Consider the following 7,329-nt stretch of genomic DNA (forward strand, 5'->3'; position numbering starts at 1 on the left):
CACTTCGGACAATGTCGCTGCGATCGTCGGCGCCGATTGCTCCGGTGCCAGCATCGCGGTTGCCAATAACGTGGCAATCCCCAACGGTGTCGTCATGGTCTCCCCGTCCTCGACCTCGCCGGCGCTCACCACGATCGACGATGACGATTACTTCTTCCGTACGGCGCCGTCGGATGCACGTCAGGGCCAGGTCGTCGCTGATATCGTGTGGGAGCGCGGCATCGACACGGTCGCCATCACCTATACCAACAATGACTACGGTCGTGGCCTGACGGAGGCCTTTACAGCAGCTTACGAGGAACTCGGCGGCACGGTCGTCATCAATGCGGCGCATGAAGACGGTCGTGCGGATTACTCTGCGGAAGTCGGCGCCCTCTCGGCTGCAGGTGCGGATAATCTGATCGTGTTCGGCTATGTCGATCAGGGTGGTCGCGGCATCATCCAGGCCTCGATCGATATCGATGCGTTCGAGAATTTCGTGCTCGCCGACGGCATGTTCGGTGACAGTCTCATCGAAGCGATCGGCTCCGAACTGGATGGTCGCACCTTCGGTACGGTACCGGGCAGCGACCTGGAGGGTGCGGACATCTTCCTCGACCTGGCTGAAGAAGCCGGTTTTGATGGTTCGTCGTCCTTCACCGGCGAATCCTACGATGCCGGTGCGCTGATCGCGCTCGCCATGCAGGCAGCCGGCTCCACCGATCGGACCGCGATCCGCGACGCCATGCTCTCGGTGGCCAATGCTCCGGGTGAACCGATTCTCCCTGGCGAGATCGCCAAGGGGCTGGAAATCCTCGCGAATGGCGGTGAGATCGATTACGTCGGCGCCACCGGCGTCGAGCTGATCGGCCCCGGCGAAGCCGCCGGTCGTTACCGCATCTACGAGATCGATGACGGGGACTTCCAGACCATCGAGTTCCGTTGATCACGTGACGGTGGCATTGCCGGCCCGGGGCTTTTCTCCGGGCCGGCATGTGTCGAGGGCAGAAAATGATACGCGTCGAAGATGTGCAAATGCACTTCGGGGGGATCCGCGCGGTCAACGGAGCGTCGCTGGAGATCGCCAAAGGGTCGATCACCGGATTGATCGGGCCGAATGGTGCGGGCAAGACCACCCTGTTCAACTGCATAGCCGGCCATTACGTGCCCACTTCCGGCCAGATCTTTCTGGACGGTGAGGACATTACCGGCCTGCCGCCGCACGAATTGTTCCACAAGGGACTGCTGCGCACCTTCCAGATTGCCCATGAATTCGCCACGCTGACCGTGCGCGAGAATCTGATGATGGTGCCCGGCGAGCAGATGGGCGAGCGCCTGTGGAACACATTCTTCCACCGCAAGGCCATTGCCGAGGAAGAGGCGGGTCTGCGCGTGCGGGCAGACGAGGTTATCGATTTCCTGCAACTGACCCGCGTCGCCGACGAACTCGCCGGCAACCTCTCCGGCGGCCAGAAGAAGCTGCTCGAACTCGGGCGCACCATGATGGTGGATGCCAAGATAGTCTTCCTCGACGAGGTCGGCGCGGGCGTCAACCGCACCCTGCTCAAGACCATCGCGGATGCGATCCGCCGCCTCAACGAGGAGCGCGGCTATACCTTCTGCATGATCGAGCACGACATGGATTTCATCGGCGACCTCTGTGACCCGGTCATCGTCATGGCCGAGGGGACGGTACTGACGCAGGGGCATGTCGATGCGGTCAAGAACAACGAGCAGGTCATCGAGGCCTATCTCGGCACCGGCATGAAGCAGCGCCCCAACCGGGCAAAGGCGGGCGCATGAGGCTCCCCAAATGAGTTTTCTGATCGGAGAAGGGATGACGGGCGGCTATGGCGGCGCGGACATCCTGCACGAGTGTACGATCTCGGTCGACAAGGGCGAAGTCGCGGTCATTGTCGGGCCGAACGGTGCCGGCAAATCCACGGCGATGAAGGCCATCTTCGGCATGCTGAACCTGCGCGAGGGCGCGGTGCGGCTGGGCGAGCGCGCCATCACCGGCATGACGCCGCAGGAACGCGTGCGGGCCGGTATGGGCTTCGTACCGCAGACCGGCAACGTCTTCCGCACGCTCACCGTGCAGGAAAACCTCGAGATGGGTGCATTCATCCGCGACGACGATTTCTCGGACACCATGGAACAGGTCTTCTCGCTGTTTCCTGTTCTCGCCGAGAAGCGCCGCCAGCCTGCCGGCGAATTGTCCGGCGGCCAGCGCCAGCAGGTCGCGGTCGGGCGCGCGCTGATGACGAGGCCCGACGTGCTGATGCTCGACGAGCCGACGGCGGGCGTCTCGCCCATTGTCATGGACGACCTGTTCGACAAGATCATCGATGTGGCCAATACCGGCATCGCCATTCTGATGGTCGAGCAGAATGCCCGTCAGGCGCTCGCGATTGCCGACAAGGGCTATGTGCTGGTGCAGGGCCGCAACCGTTTCACCGACACCGGAGAGGCGCTTCTCGCCAACCCGGAAGTCCGTCGATCCTTTTTGGGGGGCTGAGGGTGGAAGACATTCTCAACGCATTGCTGGTCCTGGCGAATTTCGTCATCATTCCGAGCCTTGCCTATGGCGCCCAGCTCGCGCTGGGCGCGCTCGGCGTGACCTTGATCTACGCCGTTCTGCGTTTCGCCAATTTTGCCCATGGCGATCTGATGGCTTTCGGCACCATGGCCGTGATCCTCGTCACCTGGTTTTTCCAGGCGCAGGGGATCGGGCTGGGGCCGCTCCCCACGGCGCTGCTGGCGCTGCCTTTCGGCATTGTCGCCGCCGTGCTCCTCGCCATGGGGACCGATCGCTTCGTCTACCGCTTCTATCGCAAGAAGCGCGCTGCGCCGGTCACCTTCGTGATCGCCTCGGTCGGGGTGATGTTCGTCTATAATGCGCTGACGCGCATTTTCATCGGCACCTCCGATATCCGCTTCGAGGATGGCGAGCGTTTTCTCATCCGGGTCCGGGAATCGCGCGAATGGATGGGGCTGTCCGAAGGGCTCGCCTTGCGTTCCAGTCAGGCTCTGACCCTCGTCGTCGCCATCATCGTGGTCGTCGCCCTGTTCTGGTTCCTCCAGAAGACGCGCACCGGCAAGGCCATGCGCGCCTATTCGGACAACGAGGATCTCGCGCTGCTGTCGGGCATCAATCCCGGGCGCGTCGTACTGATCACCTGGGTGATCGCGGCCACGCTGGCCACGATTGCCGGCACGCTCTACGGGCTCGACAAGAGCTTCCGCCCGTTCAACTATTTCATGCTGCTGCTGCCGATCTTCGCGGCGGCAGTGGTGGGCGGGATCGGGCAACCGTTCGGGGCGATCGCGGGTGGCTTCGTCGTCGCTTTTTCGGAGGTAGGGATCACCTACGCCTACAGACGGGTTCTGTCGCATATCCTGCCGGAGGAGTGGATGCCCGACGGGCTCGTCCAACTGCTCTCCACGGATTACAAATTCGCCGTGTCGTTCATCATTCTCGTGCTTGTGCTGCTGGTACGACCGAACGGCATCTTCAAGGGGCGCGTGATATGAGGGCGGTGCAGACGAGCGATTATCGCATGCCATTGCTCTATGCGGCGATGGCGCTGGCCCTGATCCTGGTCGGCGTCTTCCAGAGCTGGACGGTGGCGCTGGCGATCTTCAACCTGTGCATGATCTCCGCGATCATGGCGCTGGGTGTGAACATCCAGTGGGGCTATGCCGGGCTGTTCAATGTCGGCATCATGGGTTTCGCGGCATTGGGCGGGTCGGCGGCGATCATCGTCTCGATACCCCCCGTCACCGAAGCCTGGGCGGTGGGCTGGCAGGGGCTGGGTCTGGCCGCCTTGATGCTGGTGATCACAATTGCCGCTGCGATCTCCCTGCGACGTCACTATTCCGGGTACGGGCGCAATATCCTGACAGCTGCGATCATCATTGCCGGCTATTTTGCCATCCGCCATTTCGCCGATCCAGCGACGGATGCGATCGAGGCAGTGAATCCGACCTCGCAGGGCTATCTGGGCGGGATGGGGCTGCCCGTGATGCTGTCATGGATCGTCGGCGGCCTGTTTGCGGCTGCGGCGGCGTATCTGATCGGGCGGGTCACACTGGGCCTGCGTTCCGACTATCTCGCCATTGCGACACTCGGCATTTCCGAGATCATCCTGTCGGTGCTGAAGAACGAGAACTGGCTGACGCGCGGCGTTAAGAACGTCACTGATATTCCGCGTCCGGTACCGGACGAACTGGAATTGCAGCGTTCCGAGTGGTTCGCCAATCTCGCCGTGCAGCTCGACATGCCGGTGACGGTGCTCTCCTCCATCGCCGTTCGTGGTGCTTTCGCGGTGATCTTCGTCATCGTGCTGGTGCTGATCATGATCCTGTGCGAGCGGGCGCTGAACTCCCCCTGGGGCCGGATGATGCGCGCGATCCGCGACAACCGTGATTCCGCCGCCGCCATGGGCAAGGACATTACGGGCCGGCATCTGCAGGTCTTTGTGCTCGGCTCAGCCGTGGTCGGCATTGCCGGCGCCATGCTGGTGACCCTCGACGGCCAGTTCACGCCCACCACCTATATCCCGCTGCGCTACACCTTCCTGATCTGGGTGATGGTGATCGTCGGGGGATCGGGCAACAATTTCGGTGCGGTGCTGGGCGGCTTCGTGATCTGGTTCGTCTGGATCCAGGCCGAGCCGGCAGGGCTGTGGCTGATGCAGACCATCACCGAGACCTTCACCTTCGGCCCGGCCATGCAATCACACCTCGTCGACAGCGCGCCGCATCTGCGCATGCTCTTGATGGGCGCGATCCTGCTTACAGTGATGCGTTTCTCACCGCGCGGGCTCATTCCGGAAAAGAGTGCGGCGAAACCGCTGCGGTGAAAAAACGAAAACCCGCCGGTGTCTCCGGCGGGTTCTTCCTCGCGCGGGATGGCCGGGTTATGCGGTTTCCGCAGGCTGTTCGCTCACAGCCTGCGCTTCGGTCACTTTCTCGGCGAAGGTCGCGAAGAATTTTGCCGCGAGTTTCTTTGCCGTGCTCTGCACCAGGCGCGAGCCGAGTTGCGCCAGCTTGCCGCCGATCTCGGCTTTGGCGTCATAGCGCAGCAGCGTTTCCGCGCCACGATCTTCCAGCTCCACCGTGGCGCTTCCCTTCGCGAAACCTGCCGCACCGCCGGAGCCCTCGCCGGTGAGCGAGAACTGCTCCGGCGCCTGGGACGGATCGAGCGTGACATTGCCCCCGAAGCGCGCCTTCACCGGCCCGATCTTGAGCACGACTTTCGCTTCCAGCTCGGTATCGGAGTGCTTGACCAGTTCCTCGCAGCCCGGGATGGATTCCTTCAGGATTTCAGGATCATTGAGCGCGGCATAGACCCGGTCACGCGGTGCGGGGATGAGGATTTCCTCTTTCAGTTCCATGGTTTCCTCCATTGTTGGTTGGGGTTTGTGAAGGTCGGGTCGCGCCCCTCATGACGGCGCCTCCCTCCCCGGCGGGGAGGGAACGAGTGTGGGGAGCGCGCGCGATGAAGATGATTGGCGTTGATGATTTTTCGTGCGGGTTCATCCCACCCTCGATCCCTTCCCTGAGGGGAGGGAGATCAGGCGCGGCCTTCATGAAGCGGGGTGCGCGCATCGTGATCACGCCTCCGCGCGCTGGCCGGCGCGGCGGTGGGTGATCATTTCGGCGAGAATCGACAGGGCGATTTCCTCGGGTGTGATGGCGCCGATATCGAGGCCCGCCGGGGCGTGCAGGCTCTCGAAGCGCTCATCGGGAACCCCGTCCGCGACGAGGCGTGCGCGCAGGGCCGCGACCTTGGCATGCGAGCCGACGAAGGCTGTGTAATCCGCTGGCGCCGTGAGCGCTGCGCGCAGGGCCGCCTCGTCGCCCCGTCCCTGGGTCGAGACCACGATGAAGCGTGAACCGTTGCTGATCCCGTCAATGGCGAAACCCTCGACGTGCCTGGCGTGGTCGGGCATCGCTGCGAGATCGCTCGCCGGAGCGCAGGCGCTGACGGCGAAGCCGAAGCGCGGGGCGAGATCGGCCAGCGCCAGGGCGACGGGACTCGCGCCGCAGATGACGAGTTCCGGGCGTGGCAGGACCGGCTCGATGAAGATGTCCATCGTGCCCTTGCTGGGGCACATGTTGCGCGCATAGGCCACCCCCTCGCGCTCCTCGCCGGCAGTGACGCCGCGCGCCGAGAGCACGTCCTCCGGCTGGACCGAGATCAGCCGCGGCTTGCCGTCGGCGAGTGCTTCGCGGGCGGCGCGCAGGACCGCGCCACGGGCGCAGCCACCGCCGATCCAGCCCGCCGAGAGGGAGCCGTCGACGCCGATCACGGCCTTCGCCCCCGCCTTGGCGGCGGTGACGGAGACGGTGCGCACCACGGTGGCGAGGGCGAAGGCCTCGCCGGCGGCCTTGAGCGCGTTGACGCGTTCGAGAATGTCGGTATCGCCGGTCATGAATCTACAGCCTCATCAGTTCTGGTTCGAGAGCGGCCAGCGATTGCAGGGTGTTGGCGGGCGCGAACAGATCGAGATGCGGCAAAGCCGCCGCCATGCCGCGTGCCACCGGCTCGTAATCCTTCCAGCCCTTGAGCGGGTTGAGCCAGATGATGCGGCAGCCGCGCTGCTTCAGCCGGGTGAGTTCATCGCCGATCAGTTCCGGCGGATCCGTGTCGTAGCCGTCTGAGAGAATGATCACGACGCTGCGGCCCGAGACGAGGCGCTTGGCGTAATTTCGATTGAAAATCGCAAGATTGCCGCCGATGCGTGTGCCCCCGCCGAAGCCCTGTGCGAGCAGCGACAGCCGGGTCAGCGCGCGCAAGGCGTCGCCGTCACGCAGGGCATCGGTGATGCGCACGAGCCTTGTGTGGAAGAGATACGCATCGGTCTCGCCATCGGCCTGCATCAGCCCCTTGAGGAAGGCGAGGAAGATGCGGGCATAGAGCGCCATCGAGCCGGACACGTCGAGAATGGCGGTGATCCGGGCCGGGCGCTCGGGGCGCTTGCGGCGATAGAGCCGCAACGGCTCGCCGCCGGTGGCGATGGAGGCGCGCGCGATGCGGCGCAGATCGAGGCTCTCACCGCGCCGATGGGCGCGCTTGCGGCGCGAGCGCCGGTCGCGGATGGCGCGGGCGATGCGCATCGCGACCTGCTCGGCGGCGGCGATATCCTGAGGCGTCACCAGCTGACGCAGATCGACCTGCATGAGATTGCGCATGCGCGCACCCACGAGCCGCCCCTCGCCCTCATGCGCAGCCTCGCCATCGCCGTCGTCATCCGGCGCTTCCGGGCGCCCGGCGGTCGATCCGGCGAGGCCCTCGACCTCCTGCGCGCGATGGCTGTTGCGCGCCCCGGCGCTCTCACCGGG

General features: G+C 64.5%; 8 protein-coding genes. 5 read left to right on the forward strand and 3 right to left on the reverse strand.

Annotated features, from left to right (window positions below; genetic code table 11):
• The 5 genes from VKP01_RS10995 to VKP01_RS11015 all read left to right on the forward strand — a co-directional run.
• On the forward strand, positions 1-925 hold a 925-nt coding region (locus VKP01_RS10995; protein ID WP_324412229.1), incomplete at its 5' end, for an ABC transporter substrate-binding protein.
• Positions 926-990: 65 nt separating this feature from the next.
• Positions 991-1,782 (forward strand): ABC transporter ATP-binding protein, encoded by a 792-nt coding sequence (locus tag VKP01_RS11000; RefSeq protein ID WP_324412231.1) that lies wholly within the window; start codon positions 991-993, stop codon positions 1,780-1,782.
• Positions 1,783-1,792: 10 nt separating this feature from the next.
• The gene (locus VKP01_RS11005) at positions 1,793-2,497 is read left to right on the forward strand and encodes an ABC transporter ATP-binding protein (protein ID WP_324412233.1); all 705 of its coding nucleotides are present in this window, start codon (positions 1,793-1,795) and stop codon (positions 2,495-2,497) included.
• A gap of 2 nt (positions 2,498-2,499) precedes the next feature.
• Entirely contained in the window at positions 2,500-3,513 is a 1,014-nt protein-coding gene (locus tag VKP01_RS11010; protein ID WP_324412235.1) for a branched-chain amino acid ABC transporter permease, read from the forward strand.
• Between the two features lie 26 nt (positions 3,514-3,539).
• Positions 3,540-4,844, forward strand: coding sequence for a branched-chain amino acid ABC transporter permease (locus VKP01_RS11015; protein WP_324412237.1), 1,305 nt, complete (start codon positions 3,540-3,542; stop codon positions 4,842-4,844).
• Between the two features lie 57 nt (positions 4,845-4,901).
• Here the strand turns inward: VKP01_RS11015 and VKP01_RS11020 are convergent, their stop codons facing one another.
• The 3 genes from VKP01_RS11020 to VKP01_RS11030 all read right to left on the reverse strand — a co-directional run.
• On the reverse strand, positions 4,902-5,378 hold the full coding sequence (locus VKP01_RS11020; protein WP_324412240.1) for a carbon monoxide dehydrogenase subunit G: 477 nt from the start codon (positions 5,376-5,378) through the stop codon (positions 4,902-4,904).
• Between the two features lie 219 nt (positions 5,379-5,597).
• Complete coding sequence (locus tag VKP01_RS11025; RefSeq protein ID WP_324412242.1) at positions 5,598-6,419, reverse strand: XdhC/CoxI family protein; 822 nt, start codon at positions 6,417-6,419, stop codon at positions 5,598-5,600.
• 4 nt (positions 6,420-6,423) lie between these two features.
• Positions 6,424-7,329 (reverse strand): vWA domain-containing protein (locus VKP01_RS11030; RefSeq protein WP_324412244.1); only part of this gene is annotated, 906 nt, incomplete at its 5' end.

Source organism: Saliniramus sp. (assembly GCF_035311605.1).
Taxonomy (GTDB): Bacteria; Pseudomonadota; Alphaproteobacteria; order Rhizobiales; family Beijerinckiaceae; genus Saliniramus.

Coding starts and splice junctions, on each gene's coding strand:
- VKP01_RS11000 (WP_324412231.1), top strand. CDS start 991: ATGATACGCGTCGAAGATGTGCAAATGCACTTCGGGGGGATCCGCGCG.
- VKP01_RS11005 (WP_324412233.1), top strand. CDS start 1,793: ATGAGTTTTCTGATCGGAGAAGGGATGACGGGCGGCTATGGCGGCGCG.
- VKP01_RS11015 (WP_324412237.1), top strand. CDS start 3,540: ATGCCATTGCTCTATGCGGCGATGGCGCTGGCCCTGATCCTGGTCGGC.
- VKP01_RS11020 (WP_324412240.1), bottom strand. CDS start 5,378: ATGGAACTGAAAGAGGAAATCCTCATCCCCGCACCGCGTGACCGGGTC.
- VKP01_RS11025 (WP_324412242.1), bottom strand. CDS start 6,419: ATGACCGGCGATACCGACATTCTCGAACGCGTCAACGCGCTCAAGGCC.